The following is a 23052-nucleotide window of genomic DNA, read 5'->3' as shown; positions in this document are numbered from 1 at the left end:
ACTTCGGGGGGGCGATCGGTGGGCCGGATCCTGCAGGGGAGCGCTCATTCAGTTCCACGGGCGACACATGCCGAACGGTTCGGGTTGTTCACGCCTTTTGCTCGATTTCTTGCGGGTCAGGTCGATGCCGTTGGCCGGGCCGAGTTCACTCGCCTCCGCAGGAGCTCGATGCCGAACCCGACGAGCAGGGCACGGGCAGCACCTCGGCCGTCGGGCGCGTCCCGAGGGGGACCGGGGCGCCGCCTTCGGCCTCCTCCCGGCGGGGGTCGAGGTGAACGCCACAGGCCCCCGCACAGCCGTGCCCACCCGCACACGCAGCCGGCACGCCTTTCCTCCAGGCGCACCGTGAGGAGTCGGCCGGATACGCCGGGAGCCCGCCCCACGCATCGTCGGGCGGGCTCCCTGCCCCTCACGCCTGCATCGTGACCAGCTTCTGACCGTTGCCTGCGACGATCTCAAAGTGCTCGATGGCTCCCGGAGACATGGCAACCGCCCCTGGGATCGTGGTGCCGGGAGGGTACTCGCCCGCCCGCCAGGTAGCGCCGTCCGCCCTGACCCCGCCGGGCCCGACCGCCTGCAGGCGGCAGGTGATTCCGGCAGGCGCCCCCTTGGCGGAGACCTGCAGGACACTGCCCCAGGCAGAGGGCGAGACCCTGACCGAGGCGGTGACGCCGGTGGCGGGATCGCTTCCGGAGAAGGTGCGCCAGGCGGTCGGCGCGGTCGGCCCGGGCCGCGTCGCCAGACTGCCCACCGATCCGGTGGTCGCCAGCCATGTGCCGCCGGCCGCTGCCGCGATGAACGTCAGGGAGGCGGCGGCACCGGCCAGTTGCAGACGCCAGGTCCTGCGACGCCGGGCCGCGGCCTGCTGGAGCAGCCTCTCCAGCACACCCGCCTCCGGCGTCTGCGACACCGCGGACACGGCGGGCCGTACTGGCGCGGAGCCTTGAGCGCTCTCGGCCGCCCGCGCCACCAGCCGGTCGGCCAGGTCTTCGTCGGCCACCGGCGCGGTCCGGCCCGCAGCTTCGGCCGCGGTCACCGTCGCCAGCAGCGCGGGCAGTCCCGCGAGCTGGGCGTGTTCCGCCTGACACTCGGCGCATTCCGCGAGGTGGGCGCGCGCTTGTTCCATTTCCGCCGGGGGCAGCGTGCCCAGGACGTATCCCCCCAGCGCCTGCCGGAGAGCGTCGTGCTCCGCGCTCATGCTCATGGTCGCCACCTCCTGCATGCCACGGTCATGGCTCGATGCCCCGTTCCAGCAGCGCCAGCCGCAGGGCGTGCAGGGCGTAGTACGTCCGCGACTTCACGGTGCCCAGCGGGATCCCCAGCACCCGGGCGGCCTCCGTCATGGTCCGGCCCCGGTAGTAGGTCTCCAGCAGGATCGCGCGATGGTCCGGGGTGAGCGTCCGGATGGCATCGGCCACCGCCCAGCTCTGCAGTGCCTGCTCGATCTCGTCCTCGCCCGGCGCCTGCTCGGCGGCTCGCTCCAGCGCCTCCCCGCCGACCTCGGCCGGTCTGGCCCGCCGGGCCCGGTGGGCGTCGATGACCAGGTGCCGGGCCACCGTACACAGCCATGCCCGGGCCGGGCCGCGTGCCGGGTCGAACGCGGCGGGATGCTGCCACGCCCGCAGCAGCGTCTCCTGCACGACATCCTCCGCCCATTGCCAGTCTCCTGAGGTCAGTCGCAGCACGTAGTGGAACAGGGGTCCCGCGTGCTCCGCGTACAGAGTGCGCAGCAGTTCCTCGTCTGCGGTCGAAAGGGTCCCTTTACCAGAGACACGGTGCGCGGAGTCATCCGGATCGGTCTTTTGATCACGTTTTCGGGAACTCCAGGGCATAAGTCGATCATCGCGCACATGTATCGCTTTGTCGTGTAACGCACGGCGCGGCAAAGGTGACGCTCCGCGAGCGGAGCACCGGGGGCGACCGTTCCACGGCGATCACCAAGAAGCGTCATAAAAAGTGCATATCTACCGAACCGAGCGCCCTCGCCGCCCGTGGAGCCATACAAGAGCCGACTTACGCGGCACTCCTCCACCATTCCCCACACGGCAAGGACGGATCAGAGGTGACCGAGAGACACGACGCGGCGCGCTCACCCAGGGCGCCGGCCGCACTCGCCCCGCGCACACCACGACAACGGTCCTACGGAGTGCTCGACGCGTACGACGCGCCGCTCGCGGCCCCGGATGCGGAACTGCCGCCTGCCTCCCGCGACTTCACGGCACGCACGTGCGGATGCACGGCGCGGGGCATGCCGAGGCGGCCGGCCGGCACAAGGGCAGCACCAGCGCTCACAGGTTCCGTCAGGGGCGCGCGGCCGTGACACGGCATCCACCACACATCACTGCGGATGCTCAGTCGGCACCTGCCCCATCCCTGCCTTGATCAGTGAGGAACGAACACCATGCACCTGAACCTTCGTACGCCAGGCCGGCGATCACGCGCCGCGGCCGGGCCGGCCGTCGCCACCGCCGTCGCGTTGGGACTCCTCAGCTCATGCGGCCAGTCGTCGCATGCCTCGTCCACCGGAACCGGCGCCATCACACCCGGAGCAGGTCAGCACCAGACGGCCGGGATGCCCGGTGCCGCCGGACCGGGGAACACGGCGGGTTCCGCTCCCGGCACCACGCCCATGCCCAGCATGAGCATGCCCATGAGCCCCCCGAGCACGAGCGCGTCGGCCGCGCCGGTGGCCGGGGACGCCGTGGCGATCAAGAACTTCGCGTTCTCCCCGGCCACGCTCAAGGTCAAGGTGGGCACGACGGTGACCTGGACCAATCAGGACACCGACGCCCACACGGTCACCAGCGCGGGATCGGGCGGCGCGTTGCATTCGGCGGCCCTGAACACCCACGCGACCTACAGCTACACGTTCACCAAGCCCGGCACCTACTCCTACCTCTGCACCATCCATCCGTTCATGACCGCCACCGTGGAGGTGACCCGATGACCGGCTACTACGACAGTCACGACGGCGCGTCGGCCGGCGATGCCGAGCAGCCCGCCACGGAGCACGGCATGTCCCGGCGCCAACTCCTCCGCCACGCGGGGTGGTTCGGCGGCGCCGTGGTGCTGACCGTGGCCAGTGGAGATGTGATCAGCCACATCGCCGACTCCCGGGAACCCGACTCCATGACCGCCGCCGGCGCCACCGCGGCGGCGAACAGCTCGCTGCGGTTCGTGCAGGTCTCCGACAGCCACATCGGGTTCCGGGGCCCGGCGAACACGGACGTGGTCGGCTCATTCACCGAAGCGATCAACCAGGTCAACTCGCTCGGATTCAGGCCTGACTTCGTCATGCACAGCGGCGACCTGACCCACCTGTCCACGGCCGGCCAGTTCGACCAGGTCAAGCAGATGCTGACCGGTATGCAGACAGACCGTGTCTTCACCGTACCGGGCGAGCACGACTCCATCGGCGACGCGGGCCGCGCCTACCGGCAGACCTTCGGCATGGGCACGCTCGGCGATGGCTGGTACAGCTTCGACACCCACGGCGTGCACTTCATCGCCCTGGTCAACACCCTGAGCCTGGAGAAACTCGGCCATCTCGGCAACGACCAGATCGACTTCGTCCGCAGGGACATCGCCGGACTGTCGTCGGACACCCCCATCGTGGTCTTCAGCCACATCCCGCTGTTCGCCATGTACCCGCAGTGGGGCTGGAGCACCGACGACGCCCTCAAGGTCATCGCCCTCCTGCGCCGCTTCTCCTCCGTCACCTGTCTCAACGGGCACGTCCACCAGCTGTTCACCAAGACAGACGGCAACATCACCTTCCACTCCGCCACCACCACCGCCTACCCCCTGCCCAAACCGGGCCGTGCCCCCGCCCCCACTCCGCAGGTCGTCCCCGCCCGGCAGCTCAAGGACGCACTCGGCATCCGCACCGTCGGCTACCGCCAGGGCGACCGCGAGCTGGCCGTCAAGGATCAGAGGCTGGCATGAACGCCCGAAGGCTCCTCGCCCCCACCCTGCGATCGGCGAGCGCCGTCACCCTCGCCGCCGGCGGATACATACACGCCCAGCTCTACGTCGACGAGTACCGCTTCATCCACATCATCGGCCCCCTGTTCCTGCTCCAGGCGAGCGCCTCCTTCGCCCTCGCCGTCCTGCTGCTGACGGGCACACCACCCCTGCTCCTGAGGGCCGCCGCGGCCGGCGTCACGCTCGGCGCCCTCGCCGGCTTCACCGCCTCACGCACGGTCGGCGTCTTCGGATTCACCGAACACGGCCTGCAGCCCGCCCCACAGGCCCTCCTCAGTCTCCTCACCGAAATCGGCACACTGCTGCTCCTCTCGGTCTGGCAGATGACCGTGACGAGGCAACATCGCGCTGCCCGAACACCCGTCAGGACACCCGTCCGGGAGCGGGCCGCCAACTGAACCATCACCTGAACCACCACGGCCAAGCCGCTCAGGATGGCCCAGAACCAAGGAGTATCCCCATGTACCTGGAACCACGCCCAGGAACCGCCGGGCCGAGCCCGCACCTCCGCGCACTGAAGGACGCCGTGCGGGACCTGCTCGGCCTGGACAACGACACCGCCGTCGTCATCCGCCAACTCACCCGCAGCGAACCCGGCCGCCCACCGCTGGAGACCGTCGTCGCCGTGGTGCCGATGGACGGCGAGGCCCATCGCTGGACACTCCACCGCCCCGCCGACCAGATCACCGCGAACGACCTGAGGGCGACCCTGCTCCCCCACCGACCGAGCTGACCCGAACCACCGATCTACGGAAGGCCTTCCGCCCGGCAGAAGCCGCCTCGCCGAGCCACCGTCGTGGGTTCTCCGTGTGCGGTGGGTGGCGACCCGACGGGAAGGGCCTGCGACCGTGTGCCGTCCGCCCGCCGCCGATCGAGGTGTACGGGTCGTTCAGTGCGTGGTGTATCCGCCGTCGGCGGGCAGCGCCACGCCGACGACGAGGCTCGCGGCGCGGCTGCAGGGCCACAGGACGGCCGCGGCGATCTCATCGGCCCGCCCCAGCCGTCCGATCGCCTGCTGCCTCGTGATCTCCGCCATGGCCTCGGCCTGCCCTTCGAGCATGTCCGCGACCATGGGAGTGTCGATCACTCCCGCCGCACACCGCGTTGGTCCGGATGCCCTTGGAGGCATACTCGACGGCGACGCTCCTGGTCAGGCCGATCACGCCGTGCTTGGAGGCGTGGGAGGCGGCCCGTTCGGGCAGGCCCACTCAGCTGTGATCAGCGCGAGGTACGGATGCTCAGGTTCGGCAGGCGGGCCGGGGTCAGGCCGCGCGGAACACTTCCCGGGCCACGGTCAGGGCGGACATCGCCTTGGGCCAGCCGGCGTAGAACGCCATGTGGGTGATCGTCTCGATGAGCTCCGCCTCGGTGACGCCGTTCTGCCGGGCCAGGGGGAGGTGGAAGGTGAGCTGCTCGCTGTTGCCGCCGGTGATGAGGCCGGCCACGGTCACCAGGCTGCGGTCCCTCGGTGACAGCTCCGGGCTCTTCCAGGCCTGCCCGAACAGCACGTCCTCGCTGTAGCCGGCCAGCGCGGGCGCGATGTCCCCGAACAGCTCCCGCGGACCCGGCCGGGGCGTCTTCTCCGTCATGGTTCGTGTCCTTTCCACGTGTCCGCATGTCCACATGTCCACGCGTCCCGGTGGCGTTCACCGGCCCGCCGAACGGCGGGGCGGCGCCGGCGCAGCCTGCGCCACAACCGATGGAACCGCAGGTCACAAGCGCGTGGAAGAACTCGTTGATACGTGTACTGGCAGTACACCCCGCCGCCGGAGACACCGCCGAGGAAGCCGACGTAGCCTCGAAGCCATGGACAACCGGAGCGAGGTACGCGAGTTCCTGACCAGCCGCCATGCCAAGATCACGCCACTGCAGGCGGGGCTGCCCGTCCACACCGGCAACCGGCGCGTCAAGGGGCTACGCAGGGAAGAAGTCGCGCTGCTCGCCGGCGTCAGCGCCGAGTACTACGCCCGCCTGGAGCGCGGCAACCTCTCCGGCGTCTCGGAAACCGTCCTCGACTCACTCGTCCGCGCCCTCCGGCTCGACGAGGCCGAGCGCGCCCACCTCGACGACCTGTCCCGCACCGCCAACACCACCCGCCGCGCACCGCGCCGCCGGCTCTCGCAGCCCATCCGTCCCAGCCTTCAGCACCTGCTCGACGCGATGACCGAGGCACCGGTCTTCATCCGCAACGGCCGCCTCGACATCCTCGCCACCAACCGGCTCGGCCGCGCCCTGTACGACCCGGTGTTCGCCGACCCGGCCCGGCCCGTGAACCTCGCCCGGTACGAGTTCCTCAACGCCGGTGCGGCCGACTTCCTGCCCCAGTTGGAGGCCCAGGCGGCCGGAGCGGTGGCGCTGCTGCGCACCGAGGCGGGACGCGACCCGTACAACCGGGACCTCACCGACCTCATCGGCGAACTCTCCACCCGCAGCGAGAAGTTCCGCACCCTGTGGGCCGCCCACGATGTGCGCCTGCACCAGACCGGCGTCAAGCACTTCCACCACCCCGCGGTCGGCGCACTCTCCCTCCCCTTCGAGACCATGCCCATCCCGACCGACCCCGGCCTCACCCTCACCGCGCTCAGCGCCGAACCCGGCAGCCCGTCCCACGACAGCCTCAAGCTCCTCGCCAGCTGGGCCGCCACCCTCGACCAGGACGGCCAAGGGGACACCGCGGCCGCCGGCGGCGAACAGAGCGCCTAGCGGGAGCCTTCCCACGCCGCCTTGCGGTTGCACAGCCCAAACGCGGGCGCCGAGTTCGCAAGGCAGCCTCTTCACGGAAGCTCTTCCGCCTGGCAGAAGCCGCCTTGCCGAGCCACCGCGCACCTCACGACCCTGTTCCCAACCACGGCACGCGGGGCGACGGCGCCCCGCCGACAGGGACGGGACCCAGATGCCTCACATGACCGCCTTCGCCAGGAACCAGTGGTACGTCGCCGCCTACTCGCACGAGGTCGGGCGGGAGTTGCTCGGTCGGACGATCCTCGGTGAACCGCTCGTCTTCTACCGGACGGAGGACGACGGGACGGCCGTCGCGCTGGCGGACCGGTGTGTGCACCGCCGCTTCCCGCTCTCGGAGAGCCGGCTCGACGGCGACAGGATCGTGTGCGGTTACCACGGGTTCACGTACGACACGACCGGCAGCTGTGTGTACGTGCCGGGGCAGAAGCGCATACCGCGCACGGCCCGGGTCGCCTCGTACCCCGTCGTCGAGCAGGACTCGTTCGTCTGGGTCTGGATCGGCGACCCGGCGCTCGCCGACCCGGTGAACGTCCCGCGCGCCCGGCACATGGACTCGCCGGACTGGACCACCGTGTGCGGCATGGAGCCCATCGACGCCGACTACGGGCTGCTGGTCGACAATCTGCTCGACCTCTCGCACGAGACGTATCTGCACGGCGGCTACATCGGCACCCCCGAGGTCGCCGAGACGCCGATCACCACCGAGGTCGACGAGGGCGCGGGCATCGTACGGGTCAGCCGGCACATGGACGACGCCGAGTGTCCGCCGTTCTACGCCCGTTCGACCGGCATCGAGGGCCGGATCACCCGGTGGCAGGACATCGAGTACCACGCGCCGTGCCTGTATCTGCTGCACAGCCGGATCGCCCCGGTCGGGGTGCTGCCCGAGGCTGACGGCGGCGATCCGAACGGCTTCCACACCGAGATCACCTACGCGATCACTCCGTCGAGCGACGGCCATGTCTACGACTTCTGGGCGGTCTCCCGGGACTTCGCGAGGGACGACGAGGAAGTCACCACGTTCCTGCGGGACTTCAACCACACCGTGGTGATGCAGGACGTCGACGCGCTCAACCTGCTGCAGAAGACCCTCGGCACCGAGCGGACGGGCTACCAGGAGCTGAGCATCAACATCGACACCGGCGGTCTCGCGGCCCGGCGCATCCTCGCCCGCCTGGTCGAGGAGGGCGACAAGCCGATGGAGAAGGTCCTGTGACCACGCCTCCCCGCCTCGCGACCCGCGAGATCTACCGCATCGACTGGATCCCGGGCACCGACGTGCTGCACGGCACCTGCCACTGCGGTGCCGAGCACAGCGCCCAGGACCCGATCGAGATGTGGGAGTGGATGCTCGGCCACCCCGATGGACATCGGCCGCAGGAGTCACGGGGGCTTGGATCATGAGCTCCTACGATATCGAACTCGTCCTGGGGGAGAGGGAGTTCGTGGCCGATGGCGTGCTCTCCCTCACCCTGCGCCACCCGCTCGGCGAGGAACTCCCCGGATGGGAGCCCGGCGCCCACGTCGACGTCGTGCTCGGGGCCGGCCTCGAGCGACAGTACTCGCTGTGCGGGGATCCCGCGGACCGTCGGGCGTGGCGGATCGCGGTGCTGCGGGAACCGGACGGGCGCGGCGGATCCTCGTATGTCCACGAGCAGTTGGGCGCGGGCGACAAGGTCCGGGTCCGCGGCCCGCGCAACCACTTCGCGCTCGCGCCCGCCGCCCGCTACCGCTTCGTCGCGGGCGGCATCGGCATCACCCCGATCCTGCCGATGCTCGCCGCGGCGCAGGCGGCGGGCGCCGAGTGGACTCTGCTGTACGGCGGGCGGACACGCGGCTCCATGGCGTTCACCGGGGAGTTGGAGCGGTACGGGGACCGGGTGACCGTCGCTCCGCAGGACGAGTGCGGACTGCTGGACCTCGACTCCGTCCTGACCGGGGTCCCCGAGGGCACGCTCGTCTACTGCTGCGGTCCCGGCCCGCTGCTGGACGCCGTGGAGGCGCGCTGCCCCGCCGGGCTGCTCCGCGTCGAGCGTTTCCGGCCGAAGGTTCAGGAGACGGGCGGGGACGGCGAGTTCGAGGTGGAGCTCGCGCGCAGCGGGCGTACGCTGACCGTCCCCGCGGATGTCTCCGTGCTCGACACCGTGCGCGGCGCGGGCGTCGAGGTGCTCTTCTCCTGCACCGAGGGCACCTGCGGGACCTGCGAGACGGATGTCCTCGAAGGGACCCCGGACCACCGGGACTCGGTGCTCACGGACGAGGAGCGGGAGGCGGGCGAGACCATGCTGATCTGTGTCTCCCGGTGTCTCGGGAAGCGGCTCGTGCTGGACTTGTGAGCCGCGGGGCCCTGGAGGCCCGCCTCCGCGCGGGCTCGACGCAACTGTCAACAATATTGTTGGCCAAAACATTGACCCCGCCGTACGAGGGCGGCATCACCGTCGTGTTCGTCACCCACGACATCGACGAGGCCGTGTACCTCGGCGAACGGGTCCTGATCCTCTCCGCCTCACCCACCGTCGTACAGGAGCAGCCGAAGGTCGATCTGCCGGACGAGCGGGACCAGTTGCACACCCGGGTCGCCCCGCGCTTCGCCGAGCTGCGGACCCGTGTCTACGAGCAGATCCAGGCGGCGAAGCGCGGGGGAGCGATACCGGTCCCCCCGAAAAGACGCTCACCTGAGTTACGCCTCCACCTCAGTCGAGCGAGGGTGCCCTGGGTGTAATGAGCCGACGCGGTCTCAGCCGCGCAGCCAGACCGCCGTGTCCTTCGGCAGTCGCCCCTGTGGGTCCAGGGGACCGCTGCCGAGGAGGAGTCGGGAGTGGGCGGGGAGGTCGGCGGGTGCGTCCGCGAGGTTCACGACGCACAGCAGCCGTCCCTCCTGCCCGGGCCGGGCGAAGGCGAGTACCCCCTCGGGCGTGTGCAGCCAGGTGAGCGGGCCGTCGCCGAACTCCGGCCTGATCGTCAGGGCCGCGCGGTAGAGGGAGAGCATCGAGCCGGGGTCGGCGGCCTGGAGGTCGGCGGCGTACGCGGACCAGCCGCTCGGCTGCGGCAGCCAGGGCTCGCCGCCGAAGCCCGCGTACGGCGCGTCGGCCGTCCACGGGAGCGGGACCCGGCAGCCGTCCCGGCCCGGGTCGGTGCCGCCGGAGCGGAAGTGCATCGGGTCCTGGATGCGGTCGCGGGGTATCTCGGCCTCGGGCAGGCCCAGCTCCTCGCCCTGGTAGAGGTAGACGGCGCCTGGCAGAGCGAGGGAGAGCAGGGCCCCGGCGCGGGCCCGGCGGGTGCCCAGAGCGAGGTCGGTCGGGATGCCGAAGGCCTTGGTGGCGAAGTCGAAGCCGCTGTCGGCGCGGCCGTAGCGGGTGACCGTGCGGGTCACGTCGTGGTTGCACAGCACCCAGGTGGCGGGCGCGCCGACCGGCGCGTGTTCGGCGAGGGTCTCGTCGATGGACGTCCGCAGGCGCCCTGCGTCCCAGGGGCAGGACAGGAAGGAGAAGTTGAAGGCGGTGTGCAGCTCGTCGGGGCGCAGATAGCGGGCGAAGCGCTCGGTGTCGGGGAGCCAGACCTCGCCGACGAAGATGCCGTCGTAGGCGTCGGCGATCGTCCGCCAGGAGCGGTAGATGTCGTGGAGCTCGTCACGGTCGACGTACGGATGCGGATCGCGGCCCTCGACGAAGTCGGGGAGGTCCGGGTCCTTGGCGAGCAGGGCGGCCGAGTCGATGCGGACGCCCGCCACGCCGCGCTCGAACCAGAACCTCAGGATCTCCTCGTGTTCCTGGCGGACGGCGGGGTGCGCCCAGTTGAGGTCGGGCTGCTCGGGAGTGAACAGGTGGAGGTACCAGGTGCCGTCGGGCAGCCGGGTCCAGACGGGCTCGGCGGAGCCCGCGAACTGGGACGGCCAGTCGTTGGGCGGGAGTTCACCGTGTTCGCCGCGTCCGGGACGGAAGTGGAAGAGTTCGCGTTCGGGTCCCCCGGCCAGGGCGGCCCGGAACCAGGGGTGTTGGTCGGAGACGTGGTTGGGCACGATGTCGACGAGCGTGCGGATGCCCAGCTCCTTCGCCTCGGCGATGAGTTTCTCCGCCTCGGCGAGCGTCCCGAAGGCCGGGTCGATGACCCGGTAGTCGGCGACGTCGTAGCCTCCGTCCTTCATCGGGGACAGGTACCAGGGGTTGAACCACAGCGCGTCCACGCCGAGTTCGGCGAGATACGGGAGTTTGGCGCGGACCCCCGCGAGGTCGCCGGTGCCGTCGCCGTCGCCGTCCGCGAAGCTGCGGACGTACACCTGGTAGATGACGGCGGAGCGCCACCAGTTCTGGGCATGGGTGGGCTGTCCCACGGTGCCTGCCTTTCTGTTGCGGGGTCGGTGTCAGCCCTTCGTGCTGCCCGCGCTGATCCCGGCGATGATGTGCCGCTGGAACACCAGGAACATCAGGACCATGGGGATGCTGGCGATCACCATCGCGGCGATGAGCACGGTCAGCTGGATGTTCTGTGACAGCTGGACGAGGGCCACGCTGATCGGCTGCTTGTCGGTGTCGGAGAAGACCATCAACGGCCAGAGGAAGTCCTGCCAGACGGCGACCAGGGCGAAGATCGACACGACGCCCAGGACGGGGCGGGACATGGGCAGCACGATGGACCAGAGGGTGCGCAGCCGTCCGGCGCCGTCGATCTCGGCGGCCTCCAGGACATCGCGCGGGATCTGGTCGAAGAAGCGCTTGAGGAGATAGAGGTTGAAGGCGTTGGCCACGGCGGGCAGCCAGATGCCGAGCGGGTCGTTGAGCAGGCTGGTGTGGATCAGCGGGAGGTCGGCGACGGTCAGGTACTTCGGTACGACGAGCGCCTGCGCCGGGACCATCAGGGTGGCGAGGATGCCGCCGAGGATCACCTTGCCGAAGGCCGGCTTCAGCTTGGAGAGGGCGTACGCGGCGGCCGTGCAGAACACGAGCTGGAGCAGCCAGGCGCCGGCCGCCTGCACCACCGTGTTCCACAGGTGGGTGGGCAGGTCCATCAGGTCCCAGGCGTCGGTGTAGCCGCTGAGATGCCATGCCTGGGGCACGAGGGTCGGCGGGGTCCGCGTCACCTCGTCCGGGGACTTCATCGCGCCGGTGACCATCCAGTAGACCGGGAAGAGGAAGGCGAGCGCGAAGAGCAGGACGACGGCCGTGAAGACGGTCCAGTAGAGGGCCTTGCCGCGGGGGCGGGCGAGGGTGAGCGGGGAGACCAGGGTGCGGGTGCCGCTGCTCATGAGTACTCCTCTCCCGACGAGCGGGTCAGCCGCAGATAGACCGCGGAGAAGAGGCCGAGCAGCACGAGGAGCATGACGCTCAGCGCGCACGCGCCGCCGAAGTCGTTGTAGAGGAACGCGTACTTGTAGATGAGGTAGAGGACGGTGACCGTGGCGTTCTCGGGGCCGCCGCCGGTGATGACGAACGGCTCGGTGAAGACCTGCATCGTGGCGATGATCTGAAGCAGCATCAGCATGAGGACGATGAACCGGGTCTGTGGGATCGTCACGTGCCGGATGCGCTGGAGGATGTTCGCGCCGTCCAGTTCCGCCGCCTCGTACAGCTCCCCCGGGATGCCCTGGAGCGCGGCCAGGTAGATCAGGACCGTGCCGCCCATGTTGGCCCAGGTCGCCACGATGACCAGGGAGACGAGCGCGGTGTCGGCGCCGTTGGACCAGTTCGAGGTGGGCAGGTGCAGAAAGCGCAGTGCCTCGTTGGCGAGGCCCGCTCCGGGATCGTAGAACCACTTCCACAGCAGGGCGCTGACCACCGGCGGGATCATCACCGGCAGGTACACCACGACCCTGAAGAAGGCCTTCGCGTGGCGGAGTTCGTTGAGGACCAGGGCCATCACGAACGGGACCGCGAAGCCGATGAGCAGGGCGAGGAGCGTGAAGGTGAACGTGTTGCGCCAGGCCGCGGTGAACTCCGGGTCGTGGAAGACACGGGTGAAGTTGGCGGTGCCGACCCACTGGGGCGGTGAGCCCGGCGTGTACTTCTGGAAGGCGATCACGACCGCGCGGATCGCGGGGTACCAGGAGAACAGCGCGAAGCAGAGCAGGCCGCCGACGAGGAAGGCGTACGCGCGGGACTGGTCGGCCAGGCGCCGGCGCCATGGGCCCCCTGCCCGGCGCCCGGCCGACCGCGGCACCTCCGGCGCGCCGACGGCGGCCGGAGGGAGCACCACGGGCTTCGATGCGGTCTTCATACGCCTGGTCAGCCCCGGGCCAGGATGGAGTCGATCTTCCCGGAGGCGTCCTTCAGGAGCTGGTCGACGTTCGCGTCCTTCTTGGTGAGGACCGCGGAGACGGCTCCGTCGAGAACCGAGTAGATCTGCTGGGCCTGAGGCGGCTCGATCTTCATCTGCAGGCTCTGGTTGCCGTCCAGGAAGGCCTGGTAGTTCTTCACGGGCACATTGGCGTTGGCCTTCTTGACCTGCTGGTCCTTCGCATCGGCGGCGCCGGTGAAGAGCCGGGGCTCGGGGAGGCCGACGGGGGCGTTGTTCTGCTTGGCGCGGGCGTAGTCGCCGAGGAAGCCCTTTCCGGGGGTGAGGAACATGTGGTCGAGCCACTTCAGGCCGGCCTTGATCTGCTCGGGGCTGTCCTTCTTGTTGAACATGTAGCCGTCGCCGCCGATGAGCGTGCCCTTGCCGCCGGGCATGGGCGCGAGGGCGAGGTCGTCGTAGTTGCCGCCCTTCTCCTTGACGAGGATCGGGATGTTGTCGGGCGCGGAGAGGTACATGCCGAGCTTGCCGGAGCCCATCAGCTGCTGGACGTCGTTGATGACGAGGAGCTGCTTGCTGCCCATGGAGTTGTCGCTCCAGCGCATGTCGTGCAGGTTCTGCAGGACGGCCTTGCCCTCCGGGGTGTCGACACTGGCCTTCTTGCCGTCCGGCGTGACGACGTCGCCGCCCTGCGAGTACATCTCGGCGGTGAAGTGCCAGCCGCCCTGGTTCTGGGCGCTGTAGTCGGCGTAGCCGACGGTGCCGCCGCCGAGCGCGGCTATCTTCTTGGCGTCCGCGCGCACTTCTTCCCAGGTCGCCGGGGGCTTGTCGGGGTCGAGACCGGCCTTCTGGAAGAGCTTGCGGTTGTAGATGAGTCCCATCGAGTAGCCGGTGCGCGGCACCCCGTAGATCTTAGCGTCGACGGTGTAGATGTCGCGCAGTTGCTGCTGGATGGTGCCGTAGCTCTTGAGGTCCTTGACGTACGACGTGATGTCGGCGGCCTGGTTGATGTCGACGACGTGCTTGGAATCGGTGAAGTACGTGTAGAAGACGTCCTCCATCTGGCCGCCGGCGAGCTTGGCGTCGAACGTCTTGGGGTCCTGGCAGGGGAACGCGTCGTGCGCGACGACGTCGATGTCCGGGTTCTGCTTCTCGAACGCCTTGATGTCGGCCTCGAAGAACGAGCGGTCGACCTTGGCGCTCTTCGGAGGCATGCAGTTGACCGCGATGCGGGTCTTGCCACCCGCGGAGCCGTCGCTGCTGCCTCCGCAGGCGGTGGCGGTGAGCGCGAGGGCGGACGCCGTGAGTACGACGAAGGTACGGCGGAACCCGGTACTTCTCATCGGTGGACCCCTTTGGGCAGGAGCGAGGAAGGCCCACGGGGGCACGCCACCTTGATCTGGCGCACCGCCGTGTGCTGGCGCCGCACACTCAAGCACCGCCGACAAGGGTCCGCAAGATGTCGCGCAGAATCTGGAATTATTTGACAGCAGAATGGATCTCAGAGGCGGGGCGCTTGCGCGGTGGACCCCCGGACCACCAACTCCGGCTCGAACAAAAGCTCTTCGGCGGTCACGCTGCTCCCCCGATCTGCGCGTTGAGCAGCTCGACGGCCGCCCGGCCCATCGACTCGATGGGCTGGCGGACGGTGGTCAGGGGCGGCTCGGTGCAGTTCATCAGCGCGGAGTCGTCGTAGCCGACGACGGACACCTGTGAGGGCACGCCGAGTCCCTTGCGACGGGCGGCGCGCACGACACCGAGGGCGAGCGGGTCGCTGGCGCAGATGAAACCGGTGACCCCGCGGTCGATGAGCCGGGCGGCCGCCGCGTGGCCGCCCTCGATCGAGAACATGGCCCGCGCGATGTGCGCGTCGGGCAGCTCGGGCGCGATCGCGCGGGCCGCCGCCAGCTTCCGCGCCGAGGGCATGTGGTCGGCGGGCCCGAGCACCAGACCGATGCGCTCGTGGCCGAGCGAGACGAGGTGGCGCCAGGCCTGGTCGACCGCCACGGCGTCGTCGCAGGAGACGCACGGGAAGCCGAGGTGCTCGATGGCCGCGTTGACCAGCACCACCGGAATGTTGCGGTCCGCGAGCTGCCGGTAGTGCTCGTGCGGGGCGTCGGCCTGCGCGTACAGTCCGCCCGCGAACACCACTCCGGAGACCTGCTGTTGGAGCAGCAGCTCCACATAGTCCGCCTCGGAGACGCCGCCCTTGGTCTGGGTGCAGAGCACCGGCGTCAGCCCGAGCTGGGCGAGCGCCCCGCCGATCACTTCGGCGAACGCCGGGAAGATCGGGTTCTGCAGCTCGGGCAGGACGAGCCCCACGAGCCGCGCTCGCTCACCGCGCAGCTGGGTGGGCCGCTCGTAGCCGAGCACGTCCAGCGCAGAGAGCACCGCCTGTCGGGTGGAGTCGGAGACACCGGGCTTCCCGTTGAGCACCCGGCTGACCGTGGCCTCGCTGACCCCGACCTTCTTCGCCACCTGAGCAAGTCGTCGCGTCATGAGCGCAAGAATAGCGCAAGAAATGCAAACTGCTTGCGTAACACTCACTTGGCCCAGTCGAACCTAGTGGGCCGCCCACAGGCCGCGGACATGGCCCAGGTGCCGGGTCATGACCCTCCGTACGGCCTCGGGGTCGCGGTCCACAAGGGCGTCGAGGAGTTCGAGGTGCTCCTCGGCGGAATCCTGGAGGCGGCCCGCCTCGGCCAGGGCGTTGAGGCCGTACAGGCGTGAGCGCTTGCGCAGGTCGCCGACGACCTCGACCAGGTGGGCGTTGCCCGCGAGGGCGAGCAGACCGAGGTGGAAGCGGATGTCCGCCTCGACGTAGGCGATGAGGTCACCGGCCGCCGCCGCGGTCACGATCTCCCGGGCGGCCGGGCGCAGCGCCTCCAGGGAGACCGGATCCGCGGTGGTGGCCAGCTGCACGGTGGTGGGGATCTCGATCAGCGCGCGGATGTGGGTGTACTCGTCGAGCTGCTTCTCGGAGACCGCGGTGACCCGGAAGCCCTTGTTGGGCACCGTGTCGACCAGTCCCTCCTTGGCGAGGTCGAGCATGGCCTCGCGCACCGGTGTCGCCGAGACGCCGAAGCGGGCGGCGAGCGTCGGCGCGGAGTACACCTCGCCGGCCCGCAGTTCGCCCGCGATCAGCGCGGCCCGCAGGGCGTCGGCGACGCGCTCGCGATAGCTGCTCTTCTTGCCGCCGAGGACGGGCAGGGCGGCGGGAGCGGCGGAGGGTGCGCTGCTGCGCGTGGCGGGCATGGGTCGACTCCTCGTACGGCATGGCGGGTTTGTGCAATGTCACGTGACATCAGTATCTCTAGAGCACGAAGCCCGCCGGGAAGGGGTCGGTCGGGTCCAGGAGGTACTGGGCGGTGCCGGTGATCCAGGCGCGGCCGGCGAAGCTGGGCAGCACCGCCGGGATTCCGGCGACCTCGGTCGTGCCGAGCAGTCGTCCCGTGAACTGCGTCCCGATGAAGGACTCGTTCACGAACTCCGTGTGCAGGGGGAGTTCACCGCGGGCGTGCAGTTGCGCCATGCGCGCGCTGGTGCCCGTACCGCAGGGCGAGCGGTCGAACCAGCCGGGGTGGATCGCCATGGCGTGGCGCGAGTGACGGGCGGTGGCGCCGGGCGCGTACAGGTGGACGTGGTGGCAGCCGCGGATGGACGGGTCCTCGGGGTGGACCGGCTCGTCCTCGGCGTTGACGGCCGCCATCAGCGACAGTCCGGCGGCGAGGATCTCCTCCTTTCTCGACCGGTCGAAGGGCAGGCCGAACCGCTCCAGCGGCAGGATGGCGTAGAAGTTGCCGCCGTACGCGAGGTCGTACGTCACCGTCCGGCCGTCGGGCAGGGTGGCCTTGCGGTCGAGGCCCGCCGAGAAGGACGGCACGTTCTTGAGCGTGACCGCGCGGGCGGCGCCGTCCTCGACCGCGACCTCGGCGACGACGAGGCCGGCCGGGGTGTCGAGCCGGATCGTGGTGATGGGCTCGACGACCTCGACCATGCCCGTCTCCACCAGGACGGTCGCCACGCCGATGGTGCCGTGCCCGCACATCGGGAGGTAGCCCGATACCTCGATGTAGAGGACGCCGTAATCGCAGTCCGGGCGGGTGGGCGGCTGGAGGATGGCGCCGCTCATCGCGGAGTGGCCGCGCGGCTCGTTCATCAGAAGCCGCTTGATGTCGTCGCGGTGCTCGCGGAAGTACAGCCGCCGCTCGTTCATGGTCGCGCCGGGGATGGTCCCGATGCCGCCGGTGATCACCCGGGTGGGCATGCCCTCGGTGTGCGAGTCGACGGCGTGCAGGACGAGTCTGCTGCGCATGGGATCTCCCTAACTCCTGCTGATCGCTGGGAACTTGGCGCACTCGAGGAGCGCCGCTCAGGCGAGACCGGCGGCGAGGGCCTTCTCGGTGGCGGCGCGGACCATGGCCTCCTGCTCGGGCAGCAGTGGGACGCGCGGTGGGCGCACCCGCCCGCCGTGTCGGCCCACGATGTCCATGGACAGCTTGATGGCCTGGACGAACTCGACCTGGGAGTCCCAGCGCAGCAGCGGGTGCAGCCGGCGGTAGAGCAGCCGTGCCGTGTCGAGGTCGCCCTCGACGGCCGCGTGGTACAGCTCGACGCTCGCGGCGGGCAGCGCGTTCGGGTAGCCGGCCACCCAGCCCTTGGCGCCCGCGACGGCCAGCTCCAGCAGGACGTCGTCGGCTCCGACCAACAGGTCGAGTTCGGGGGCGAGTTCGGCGATCCGGTAGGCGCGGCGGACATCGCCGGAGAACTCCTTGACGCCGTGGATGTACCCCTCCGCGTGCAGCTTCGCGAGCAGTTCGGGCACCAGGTCGACCTTGGTGTCGATGGGGTTGTTGTACGCGACGACCGGGACGCCCACCTCGGCGACCGCCTCGTAGTGGGCGAGGACGGAACGCTCGTCGGCGCGGTAGGCGTTCGGCGGCAGCAGCATCACGGACCGGCAGCCGGCGTCGCGGGCCTGCTCGGCCCAGCGGCGGGCCTCGGCGGAGCCGTAGGCGGCGACGCCGGGCATCACGCGGGAGCCGCCGATCGCCGACACCGCCGTCTCGACGACCTTCGCGCGCTCCTCGGGCGTGAGCACCTGGTACTCGCCGAGCGAGCCGTTGGGCACGACCCCGTCACAGCCGTTCTCGACGAGCCAGGCGCAGTGCCGCGCATAGCGGTCGTAGTCGACGGAGAGGTCGTCGTTCAGCGGGAGCGCGGTGGCGACGAGGACGCCGCGCCAGGGACGGTTCTCGGTGGCGGTCATGAGCGGTTCCCTCCGTGGTGTGTGACATTTCACTGACGATCGGTCGCGGTGGGGCGGGGCGGGGCGGTACGAAGGTGGTCAGTCGTCCTCGGGATCCCCGGCCCTCGCCAGCACCCCGAGCGGTACCGGGCGTGCCAACAACCGCCGCGCGGGTGCCTGTTCGCATCCGGCGAGTCCGGCGACGGCGGGCTCGCACATCCGGCCCTGGCACCAGCCCATCCCCGCGCGGGTGAGCAGCTTCACGGTCCTTACGTCGCCCGCGCCGAGCTCGTCGACGGCGTTCCTGACCGCACCGGCGGTGACCTCCTCGCAGCGGCACACGACGGTCTCGTCGGTGACCTGATCCGTCCAGTGCGCGGGCGGCGCGTAGACGGTGTCGAGCGCGGCGAAGAACTCCCGCGCTCTCCTGCGGGACCTGGCGGCGCGCGCCCATGTGTGCGGGTCGGGCCGCGTCCCCGTCAGCCGGGCCGCGGCCGAGCCTCCCGCGATGTGCCCCTCGGCGAGCGCCAGTGCCGCGCCACCGATGCCGGTGGTCTCGCCCGCGGCCCATACGCCGGGCACGTCGGTGCGCTGCTCCTCGTCCACGGCGACGTTCAGGCCGTCGATACGGCAGCCGAGCGACTCGGCGAGGTCGATGTGCGCCAGCATGCCGTGACCGACGGCGACCGTGTCACACGCGATGCGCCGCCGGGTGCCGGGGCCGACCCGTCCGTGGGTGTCGAGCGCGGCGACGGTCACGGCGTCGAGCCGCCGCTCGCCGTGTGCCGCGACGACGGTGTGTCGTGGGAGCAACCTGACGTGGTGCCGCAGGAGTTGGGCGCCGTACCGCACTCCTTCGGCGACCTTCCCGGGCTGTGCGGCCAGTGCCACGGCCCGCCGCAGGAACGCCTTCGGGTCGGCGGACTCGACGAGGGCGGCGACCTCGACCCCCGCCGCGGCGAGCCCGGTCGCCACGGGCAGCAGCAGGGGCCCGGTCCCCGCCACGACCGCCCGCTGTCCGGGGACGACGAGGCCGCCCTTCAGCATGGCCTGCGCACCACCGGCGGTGACGACCCCGGGGAGGGTCCAGCCCGGGAACGGCAGCACCTTCTCGTACCCACCGGTGGCGAGAAGCACGGCGTCCGCGCGGACGGTGACGGGCTCCTCCTGGAGGGGGCCGAGCAGCGCGTGCACGACGAAGCCGGCCGAGCCGGGCCGGGCAGGGAGCGGCGCGGTGTCCGGCGGCGCCTCGGGGACGGCGGGCTCGAAGAGTTCCCCAGGTTCCACGGCTTCGACGCACCACACATGATGGTCCGCCAGATGCCTGATCGTGCCCGCCTCGACCCGCGCGGCCAGCGCGTCCCCGAGGCGCCGCCAGGTCCGCCACCGGTGGTGCAGCGCCTCCGGGCGCCGGGCCCCGAGTCCCGCCGGGGGCCGGCGGTAGAACTGGCCGCCCGCTCCGGCCGCCGAGTCGATCAGCGTGACCCGGACACCGCGCGCCGCGGCGGCCAGGGACGCGGCCAGCCCGGCCGGTCCCGCGCCGATCACCGCGAGGTGCGGTCGCTCAGTCGCCATGGCCCGTCCCCTCCTGTGTACGGATCGTGTCGCCCGCTCGGACCGGCACCAGGCAGGCCCGCTGGTTGGGGCGGTCGTTGACGGTCACCAGGCAGTCGAAGCAGACGCCGATGCCGCAGAAGACGCCGCGCGGGCGTCCCGCGCCGCGGGTGACGCGCCAGGAGGTGACGCCCGCCGCCCACAGCGCGGCGGCGACGGTCTGCCCGGGCAGGGCCGTGATCTCGCGGCCGTCCAGGGTGAGGGTGAACGCGGGGCCCGGCTCGGCCCCGACCAGCTCCAGGGGATTCACCCGCCCTCCTCCGGGAAGCGGTCGGGCCGGAACGGCGTGAGGTCCAGGTCGGGCGTCCCGCCCGCGACGGCCTGCGCGATCAGCCGCCCGGTGCCGGTGGCGAGGCCGATTCCCGCGCCCTCGTGCCCGCAGGCGTGGAAGAGCCCCGGCACCCGTGGATCGGGGCCGATCGCGGGCAGGTGGTCGGGCATGTACGGCCGGAAGCCCAGATACGTCCGCAGGGCCCGTACGTCGGCGAGGAACGGGAACAGTCTGGTCGCCCCGGCCGCCAGCGCCCGTACGGCCGGCAGCGAGAACGACCGGTCGAAGCCGACCCGTTCACGACTCGCGCCGATCAGGATGGGCCCCGCCGCGGTGCCCTCCACGACGGGTGAGGTACCCAGCGCGGCCGAGTCGCTGGCCACGTCGGCGACGTAGTCCGCGGCATACACCTTGTGCCGCACCCGGCGCGGCAGTGGTTCGGTCACCAGCACGAAGCCGCGTCGGGGCAGAACGGGCAGGAAGACGCCCGCGAGCGCGGCCACTTCGGCACCCCAGGTGCCGGCCGCGTTGACGACCACCGGGGCGTGGAGGTCACCACGGTCGGTCCGCACGCCGCGTACCGCCCCGTCCGCCGTGCGCAGCACCTCGGTCACCGTCCGCCCCGTCAGCAGCCGTGCTCCCGAGGCCCGTACGAGGTGCGCCGCGGCGAGCGCCGGCATCACCTGGGTGTCCTGGGGGTAGTGCACGGCGCCCGTGAGGCCGGGTGCCAAGTGGGGTTCCAAGGCGTGCAGTTGGTCGGCGGCGACCGGCACCGCCGCGACGCCGGCGGCTCGTTGTCCCGCCGCGAACGTCTCCAGCGCGGTGAGCCCCTCGGGCGTGGCGGCCACGACGACGCCCCCCTTGGCCTCGTACTCGAAGGCCTCGCCCAGCTCCTCCCCGAGGTCGGCCCACAGACGCCCCGACAGCAGCGCGAGGTCGAGTTCGGGCCCGGGTTCCTTGTCGGAGACGAGCAGATTGCCCTCACCGGCGCCAGTGGTCCCGCCGGCCACCGGGCCGCGGTCCACCAGAGCGACGTCGAGGCCCGCCCGGGCCGCGTACAGCGCGCAGGCCGCGCCGACCATTCCGGCTCCGACGACCACGACATCACAGGTCGGTCGCTCGCTCACGCCAGTACTATGTCACATGCTTCTCTGGTCGGGAAGCACGGCCGGAACAGTCCACGGCGGCGCGCGTCGGATGCGGGAGTTCACCGGGTAGCCGGCCCGCACCACCTCCCGCTCCCGTTCACACCCGGCTCCCGGACGCCGTGTCGGCGGACAGCCGCTGGGCCGCGTAGATCGGGAGCACGGAGAGCAGGACGAGCACCGCCGCCACGACGTTCACGACCGGGGCCTGCTGAGGCCGCGTCATGTTGTTGAAGATCCAGATCGGCAGGGTCTCGATGCCGGGCCCGGCCGTGAACGTCGTCACCACGATCTCGTCGAAGGAGAGCGCGAAGGCGAGCAGTCCCCCCGCCAGCAGGGCCGAGCGCACCAGCGGAAAGGTGACGTCGGCGAAGGCCCGGAAGGTGTCCGCGCCCAGATCCATCGCCGCTTCCTCGTACGAGCCCGAGGTACGACGAAGCCTCGCGACGACGTTGTTGAAGACGACCACGATGCAGAAGGTGGCGTGACCGACGATCACGGTGAACAGACCGAGACCGACGCCGAGTGGCTCGAGTACCGTACTGAACGCCGAGTTGAGCGCGATACCCGTGACGATGCCGGGCAACGCGATCGGCAGGACGACCACGAACGAGATGGCGTCGCGGCCGAAGAACCGGTGCCGGGCCACGGCGAAGGCGATCAGCGTGCCCAGCACCAGGGCGATGGCCGTGGCGCCGAGGCCCGCCTTCACCGAGACCCAGAGCGCCGCGCGGGCACCCTCGTTCTCCCAGGCGACCGACCACCAGCGGAAGGTGAGTCCGGACGGCGGCCAGCTCGCGCTGCGGTCCGGGTTGAAGGAGTTGACCAGGACCAGCGCGAGCGGGACGTAGATGAACGCGAAGCCGACCCCGGCGGCGACGCGGAGCGCGATGCGCGCGGAACGGGAGAGTTGCACGGCGGGCTCCTCAGAGACTGCTCAAGGCGCCCGTGCGCCGCATCGCGAGCAGGTAGAGCACGATGACGACGACGGGGACCGTGCCGAGCGCGGCGGCCATGGGCAGGTTCAGTTCGATGTTGGAGTAGACGAGGTTGCCGATCAGCTGGGTCTTGCCGCCGACGATCTGCACGGTGATGTAGTCCCCGAGGCTGAGCGAGAAGGTGAAGACCGAGCCGGCCGCCACGGACGGCAGCACCATCGGGACCACGACCGAGCGGAAGGTGCGTCCGGCGCGGGCGCCCAGGTCCGCCGAGGCGTCGAGCAGGTTGGCGGGCAGCTGCTCCAGTGCCGTGTGGATCGGCAGGATCATGTACGGCAGCCAGAGGTAGGTCAGCGCGATGATCGTCGCGAACAGGCCGAATCCCGGCCCACTGAGCCCGAAGGGCTTCAACATCCAGTCGGCGAACCCTCCCTGGGAGAGGATCAGCCGCCAGGCGTACACCTTGACGAGGTAACTCGCCCACAGCGGCGTGAGAATGGCGACCACGAGCAACGGCCGCCACCTGGGCTTGGCGACGCGGGCCGTGTAGAAGGCGACCGGGAAGGCGATCACGGCGGACAGAGCGGTGACGGCGAGCGCCACACCGATGCTGCGCAGGATCACCTGACGGAAGACAGGCGTCGTGAACAGGGCATGGAAGTTGTCGGTCGACCAGACCTTCACGACCTCGGAGGTGAAGGAGTTGGTCGTCCAGAACGCCGAGACGAACAGCACGGCCAGCGAGCCGAGGTAGAGCACGGCCAGCCACAGCAGCGGCGCGATGAGCAGCAGGGACAGCCTGAGCCGCGGCCGGCGGTGCAGGGTCCCGGCGAGCCGCCGGACGGGGGACCGTCCGGCGGCCTGCGCGGTGGAGGTCATCGGTTG

Annotated in this window: 23 protein-coding genes and 3 pseudogenes; 9 read left to right on the top strand and 17 right to left on the bottom strand. The window is 70.6% G+C overall.

Annotation, left to right across the window (positions count from 1 at the left end; translation table 11 throughout):
- Positions 1-409: 409 nt before the first annotated feature.
- Positions 410-1204 (bottom strand): anti-sigma factor family protein, encoded by a 795-nt coding sequence (locus tag AAFF41_RS39855; protein WP_343325529.1) that lies wholly within the window; start codon positions 1202-1204, stop codon positions 410-412.
- Positions 1205-1229: 25 nt separating this feature from the next.
- Positions 1230-1832: a sigma-70 family RNA polymerase sigma factor gene (locus AAFF41_RS39850; protein ID WP_143656290.1), complete on the bottom strand. Its 603-nt coding sequence runs from the start codon at positions 1830-1832 to the stop codon at positions 1230-1232.
- 818 nt (positions 1833-2650) lie between these two features.
- Between AAFF41_RS39850 and AAFF41_RS39845 the strand changes: the two genes are divergently transcribed.
- The 4 genes from AAFF41_RS39845 to AAFF41_RS39830 all read left to right on the top strand — a co-directional run bounded on the left by AAFF41_RS39845 (position 2651) and on the right by AAFF41_RS39830 (position 4717).
- The gene (locus tag AAFF41_RS39845; RefSeq protein ID WP_319749274.1) at positions 2651-2947 is read left to right on the top strand and encodes a plastocyanin/azurin family copper-binding protein; all 297 of its coding nucleotides are present in this window, start codon (positions 2651-2653) and stop codon (positions 2945-2947) included.
- Positions 2944-3945 (top strand): metallophosphoesterase family protein, encoded by a 1002-nt coding sequence (locus AAFF41_RS39840; RefSeq protein ID WP_343325528.1) that lies wholly within the window; start codon positions 2944-2946, stop codon positions 3943-3945. The genes AAFF41_RS39845 and AAFF41_RS39840 overlap by 4 nt, the downstream gene beginning before the upstream one ends.
- Complete coding sequence (locus AAFF41_RS39835) at positions 3942-4382, top strand: hypothetical protein (RefSeq protein WP_319749276.1); 441 nt, start codon at positions 3942-3944, stop codon at positions 4380-4382. The genes AAFF41_RS39840 and AAFF41_RS39835 overlap by 4 nt, the downstream gene beginning before the upstream one ends.
- Positions 4383-4444: 62 nt before the next feature.
- Complete coding sequence (locus AAFF41_RS39830) at positions 4445-4717, top strand: hypothetical protein (protein ID WP_319749277.1); 273 nt, start codon at positions 4445-4447, stop codon at positions 4715-4717.
- A 156-nt stretch (positions 4718-4873) separates the two neighbouring features.
- On the opposite strand, the pseudogene AAFF41_RS39825 reads toward AAFF41_RS39830, so the two are convergent.
- Both AAFF41_RS39825 and AAFF41_RS39820 read right to left on the bottom strand, forming a co-directional pair.
- Positions 4874-5192 (bottom strand): annotated as a pseudogene (locus tag AAFF41_RS39825) (SDR family oxidoreductase); the annotation flags it as partial.
- Between the two features lie 54 nt (positions 5193-5246).
- Positions 5247-5573 (bottom strand): carboxymuconolactone decarboxylase family protein, encoded by a 327-nt coding sequence (locus AAFF41_RS39820; protein ID WP_319749278.1) that lies wholly within the window; start codon positions 5571-5573, stop codon positions 5247-5249.
- A 217-nt stretch (positions 5574-5790) separates the two neighbouring features.
- Between AAFF41_RS39820 and AAFF41_RS39815 the strand changes: the two genes are divergently transcribed.
- The 5 genes and pseudogenes from AAFF41_RS39815 to AAFF41_RS39795 all read left to right on the top strand — a co-directional run.
- A complete protein-coding gene (locus AAFF41_RS39815) occupies positions 5791-6687 on the top strand; it encodes a helix-turn-helix transcriptional regulator (RefSeq protein ID WP_319749279.1) in 897 nt (298 codons plus the stop codon).
- Between the two features lie 190 nt (positions 6688-6877).
- A complete protein-coding gene (locus AAFF41_RS39810) occupies positions 6878-7942 on the top strand; it encodes an aromatic ring-hydroxylating dioxygenase subunit alpha (RefSeq protein ID WP_343325527.1) in 1065 nt (354 codons plus the stop codon).
- Entirely contained in the window at positions 7939-8130 is a 192-nt protein-coding gene (locus tag AAFF41_RS39805) for a hypothetical protein (protein ID WP_343325526.1), read from the top strand. Before AAFF41_RS39810 ends, AAFF41_RS39805 begins: the two co-directional genes overlap by 4 nt.
- Positions 8127-9062, top strand: coding sequence for a PDR/VanB family oxidoreductase (locus AAFF41_RS39800; protein ID WP_343325525.1), 936 nt, complete (start codon positions 8127-8129; stop codon positions 9060-9062). The genes AAFF41_RS39805 and AAFF41_RS39800 overlap by 4 nt, the downstream gene beginning before the upstream one ends.
- An 86-nt stretch (positions 9063-9148) precedes the next feature.
- Positions 9149-9448 (top strand): annotated as a pseudogene (locus AAFF41_RS39795) (hypothetical protein); the annotation flags it as partial.
- Positions 9449-9463: 15 nt separating this feature from the next.
- Here AAFF41_RS39795 and AAFF41_RS39790 read toward each other — a convergent pair.
- The 13 genes and pseudogenes from AAFF41_RS39790 to AAFF41_RS39730 form a co-directional block, all read right to left on the bottom strand.
- The gene (locus AAFF41_RS39790; RefSeq protein ID WP_343325524.1) at positions 9464-11056 is read right to left on the bottom strand and encodes a glycoside hydrolase family 13 protein; all 1593 of its coding nucleotides are present in this window, start codon (positions 11054-11056) and stop codon (positions 9464-9466) included.
- 30 nt (positions 11057-11086) lie between these two features.
- Positions 11087-11968, bottom strand: coding sequence for a carbohydrate ABC transporter permease (locus AAFF41_RS39785; protein WP_054236069.1), 882 nt, complete (start codon positions 11966-11968; stop codon positions 11087-11089).
- Positions 11965-12936: a carbohydrate ABC transporter permease gene (locus AAFF41_RS39780; RefSeq protein WP_319749358.1), complete on the bottom strand. Its 972-nt coding sequence runs from the start codon at positions 12934-12936 to the stop codon at positions 11965-11967. Before AAFF41_RS39780 ends, AAFF41_RS39785 begins: the two co-directional genes overlap by 4 nt.
- 8 nt (positions 12937-12944) lie before the next feature.
- Positions 12945-14294, bottom strand: a complete 1350-nt coding sequence (locus AAFF41_RS39775; RefSeq protein WP_343325523.1) for an extracellular solute-binding protein — start codon at positions 14292-14294, stop codon at positions 12945-12947.
- A gap of 158 nt (positions 14295-14452) precedes the next feature.
- Positions 14453-15450 (bottom strand): annotated as a pseudogene (locus AAFF41_RS39770) (LacI family DNA-binding transcriptional regulator).
- Between the two features lie 63 nt (positions 15451-15513).
- Positions 15514-16206, bottom strand: coding sequence for a GntR family transcriptional regulator (locus tag AAFF41_RS39765; protein WP_319749363.1), 693 nt, complete (start codon positions 16204-16206; stop codon positions 15514-15516).
- 58 nt (positions 16207-16264) lie between these two features.
- Positions 16265-17266: a proline racemase family protein gene (locus AAFF41_RS39760; protein ID WP_343325522.1), complete on the bottom strand. Its 1002-nt coding sequence runs from the start codon at positions 17264-17266 to the stop codon at positions 16265-16267.
- 57 nt (positions 17267-17323) lie between these two features.
- Positions 17324-18220, bottom strand: coding sequence for a dihydrodipicolinate synthase family protein (locus AAFF41_RS39755; protein ID WP_319749365.1), 897 nt, complete (start codon positions 18218-18220; stop codon positions 17324-17326).
- A 78-nt stretch (positions 18221-18298) separates the two neighbouring features.
- Positions 18299-19774 (bottom strand): FAD/NAD(P)-dependent oxidoreductase, encoded by a 1476-nt coding sequence (locus AAFF41_RS39750; protein WP_319749367.1) that lies wholly within the window; start codon positions 19772-19774, stop codon positions 18299-18301.
- Positions 19764-20063 (bottom strand): (2Fe-2S)-binding protein, encoded by a 300-nt coding sequence (locus tag AAFF41_RS39745; RefSeq protein ID WP_319749368.1) that lies wholly within the window; start codon positions 20061-20063, stop codon positions 19764-19766. The genes AAFF41_RS39750 and AAFF41_RS39745 overlap by 11 nt, the downstream gene beginning before the upstream one ends.
- A complete protein-coding gene (locus tag AAFF41_RS39740; protein ID WP_343325521.1) occupies positions 20060-21211 on the bottom strand; it encodes an NAD(P)/FAD-dependent oxidoreductase in 1152 nt (383 codons plus the stop codon). The genes AAFF41_RS39745 and AAFF41_RS39740 overlap by 4 nt, the downstream gene beginning before the upstream one ends.
- A 118-nt stretch (positions 21212-21329) precedes the next feature.
- On the bottom strand, positions 21330-22145 hold the full coding sequence (locus tag AAFF41_RS39735; protein WP_319749370.1) for an ABC transporter permease: 816 nt from the start codon (positions 22143-22145) through the stop codon (positions 21330-21332).
- A gap of 10 nt (positions 22146-22155) precedes the next feature.
- A complete protein-coding gene (locus tag AAFF41_RS39730; RefSeq protein ID WP_343325520.1) occupies positions 22156-23046 on the bottom strand; it encodes an ABC transporter permease in 891 nt (296 codons plus the stop codon).
- Positions 23047-23052: the final 6 nt, after the last annotated feature.

The organism is Streptomyces mirabilis (assembly GCF_039503195.1).
In the GTDB taxonomy this organism is placed as follows: Bacteria; Actinomycetota; Actinomycetes; order Streptomycetales; family Streptomycetaceae; genus Streptomyces; species Streptomyces mirabilis_D.
The sequence above is the reverse complement of the archived record's forward strand: the minus strand, read 5'-3'. Positions and strand labels throughout refer to the sequence as shown.

Excerpts from the sequence above, each read along its gene's own strand:
- AAFF41_RS39785 (WP_054236069.1), bottom strand. The coding sequence starts at position 11,968 with ATGAGCAGCGGCACCCGCACCCTGGTCTCCCCGCTCACCCTCGCCCGC.
- AAFF41_RS39845 (WP_319749274.1), top strand. The coding sequence starts at position 2,651 with ATGAGCCCCCCGAGCACGAGCGCGTCGGCCGCGCCGGTGGCCGGGGAC.
- AAFF41_RS39780 (WP_319749358.1), bottom strand. The coding sequence starts at position 12,936 with ATGAAGACCGCATCGAAGCCCGTGGTGCTCCCTCCGGCCGCCGTCGGC.
- AAFF41_RS39855 (WP_343325529.1), bottom strand. The coding sequence starts at position 1,204 with ATGAGCATGAGCGCGGAGCACGACGCTCTCCGGCAGGCGCTGGGGGGA.
- AAFF41_RS39840 (WP_343325528.1), top strand. The coding sequence starts at position 2,944 with ATGACCGGCTACTACGACAGTCACGACGGCGCGTCGGCCGGCGATGCC.
- AAFF41_RS39815 (WP_319749279.1), top strand. The coding sequence starts at position 5,791 with ATGGACAACCGGAGCGAGGTACGCGAGTTCCTGACCAGCCGCCATGCC.
- AAFF41_RS39730 (WP_343325520.1), bottom strand. The coding sequence starts at position 23,046 with ATGACCTCCACCGCGCAGGCCGCCGGACGGTCCCCCGTCCGGCGGCTC.
- AAFF41_RS39850 (WP_143656290.1), bottom strand. The coding sequence starts at position 1,832 with ATGCCCTGGAGTTCCCGAAAACGTGATCAAAAGACCGATCCGGATGAC.
- AAFF41_RS39750 (WP_319749367.1), bottom strand. The coding sequence starts at position 19,774 with ATGGCGACTGAGCGACCGCACCTCGCGGTGATCGGCGCGGGACCGGCC.
- AAFF41_RS39830 (WP_319749277.1), top strand. The coding sequence starts at position 4,445 with ATGTACCTGGAACCACGCCCAGGAACCGCCGGGCCGAGCCCGCACCTC.
- AAFF41_RS39800 (WP_343325525.1), top strand. The coding sequence starts at position 8,127 with ATGAGCTCCTACGATATCGAACTCGTCCTGGGGGAGAGGGAGTTCGTG.
- AAFF41_RS39835 (WP_319749276.1), top strand. The coding sequence starts at position 3,942 with ATGAACGCCCGAAGGCTCCTCGCCCCCACCCTGCGATCGGCGAGCGCC.
- AAFF41_RS39810 (WP_343325527.1), top strand. The coding sequence starts at position 6,878 with ATGCCTCACATGACCGCCTTCGCCAGGAACCAGTGGTACGTCGCCGCC.
- AAFF41_RS39775 (WP_343325523.1), bottom strand. The coding sequence starts at position 14,294 with ATGAGAAGTACCGGGTTCCGCCGTACCTTCGTCGTACTCACGGCGTCC.
- AAFF41_RS39755 (WP_319749365.1), bottom strand. The coding sequence starts at position 18,220 with ATGACCGCCACCGAGAACCGTCCCTGGCGCGGCGTCCTCGTCGCCACC.
- AAFF41_RS39820 (WP_319749278.1), bottom strand. The coding sequence starts at position 5,573 with ATGACGGAGAAGACGCCCCGGCCGGGTCCGCGGGAGCTGTTCGGGGAC.
- AAFF41_RS39760 (WP_343325522.1), bottom strand. The coding sequence starts at position 17,266 with ATGCGCAGCAGACTCGTCCTGCACGCCGTCGACTCGCACACCGAGGGC.
- AAFF41_RS39765 (WP_319749363.1), bottom strand. The coding sequence starts at position 16,206 with ATGCCCGCCACGCGCAGCAGCGCACCCTCCGCCGCTCCCGCCGCCCTG.